This is a genomic window from Methylobacterium sp. WL19 (assembly GCF_008040005.1).
Lineage (GTDB): Bacteria > Pseudomonadota > Alphaproteobacteria > Rhizobiales > Beijerinckiaceae > Methylobacterium > Methylobacterium bullatum.
Map to the genome: position 1 here is coordinate 1 of NZ_VRVC01000259.1, position 1548 is coordinate 1548.

General features: G+C 75.1%; 1 pseudogene. It reads right to left on the reverse strand.

Annotated elements, in window-relative coordinates:
* A pseudogene (locus FV220_RS25720) lies at positions 1–1548 on the reverse strand (hypothetical protein); the annotation flags it as partial.

Here is a 1548-nt window from a genome sequence, read left to right on the forward strand (position 1 = left end):
CGCCCGCAGCAGCCGGTCCCGCGCCTCGCGCAGGGCCGTGACGGCCTCCAGGGGCACCGCCAGGAGGGCAAGCACGGCATCGGGGCCACGGGTGCCGCACGACGCCAGGAACCGCCCCTGCGCCTCTCCCATGACGTTTCGGGCGCGTCGGCGTTGTGCATCCGCATGCTCCGCGGCGCCGTTGGCCGTCGCATGGAGCGCGGCGGCGATGCCGGCCGCCTCAAGCGCCATGCGGTGGTTCTCGCGGGCCGTGTCGCGGTCGGCCGTGACGCGATCGCGGTGGCCGTCGGTCGGTTCGCCACCGAGAAGCCCGGCACGATCCCGCCGCACGTCCACGAGCGCCGTCGCCCGGTCATCGGCGGATCGCACCGCCGTTTCGCGAAGGATTGCGGCGGTGGCCTCGGCCTCGGTCGCCACGGCCCTGCGCGGCACGAGGTCGTTCAATGCCGAGACGATGCCGTGATGGTTCTCCCGCGCCTCGCGGTAGGCGGTCCCGAGCCCGGCGATGCGACGGGCCGTGCCATCGGGGTCGCAGGCAAGCTGCGCCTCGTCGAGGCCCGCCGGGGCGAGGATCGGGCCGAGCTTGCGGACGATGGAGGCGATCCGGTCGGTCGACGCCGTGGCCTGGGTCCGGGCGCGTTCGGCGGCGAGGGCCGCGTCCTGGCGCGGGGCGGCCTCCGCCATGATCAGCCGATCCGCGGCGGCGATCACGCCGTCGGCGACCGCGATGGCCTTCTCCGCGACGCGGATCTCGCCGGACAGGGCACGTGCCCTTTCGAGCCTCGCGGCAAGCGAGGCACGCACGGCTCCGGCGGCCTCGGCGATCGATCCGAGCCGATCGACGGATCCCGGCCTCAGCGTGTGTGGTGGCTCCTGCACCCCGGCCGAAAGGCAGGCCGACGCGAGGCCGGGCAGGTGTCCGGCGTAGGCCTCGGCACAATCCGTGAGGGTCGAGCCTGCCTGCGCCCCATCCCGTGCGGCGGCGTCGAACCTTGCGGACGCGTCCGACCGCGCGGCTACGGCTTCGGCGAAGGCGGCATCGGCGCGGGCCAGTTCGGCGTCGATCTCGGATCGCCGGCCGCGCATGGTCTCGGCCAGCCGGGTCAACGCGTCGCCGCCGTGGCCATCGTCGACGGGATGGCTCGTCGAGCCGCAGACCGGGCAGGGGCGGCCGTCGACGAGGACGCTGCGCAGGGCCGCGGCCTCGGCCGATGCTCCGCGCTCGGCGAGGTCCGCCATCGCCGCGATCTCCATCCGGGCACGTGTTGCCTGGCCTCGTGCGGTTTCCGCCTCAATGCGCAGCGCCTCGGTCGCCTCGCGGAGCGCACCGGCATCGGCCTGGCCCGCGCGTGCACGGGCCAGTTCGGCCCCGGCCCGGTCATGGCGTCGCGCCAGGTCGGAGACGGCCGCCAGACGCTCCATGAGGGTTCGGAGATGGGCATGGCCCGCCTCGGCGCCCTCGACATCGAGGCCGCGATGTTCCTCCTCCCGGTTGGCCCGGTCGACGATGTGCCGGTCGCGGGCCTCGCGGGCCGAGGCCGCCTGCTC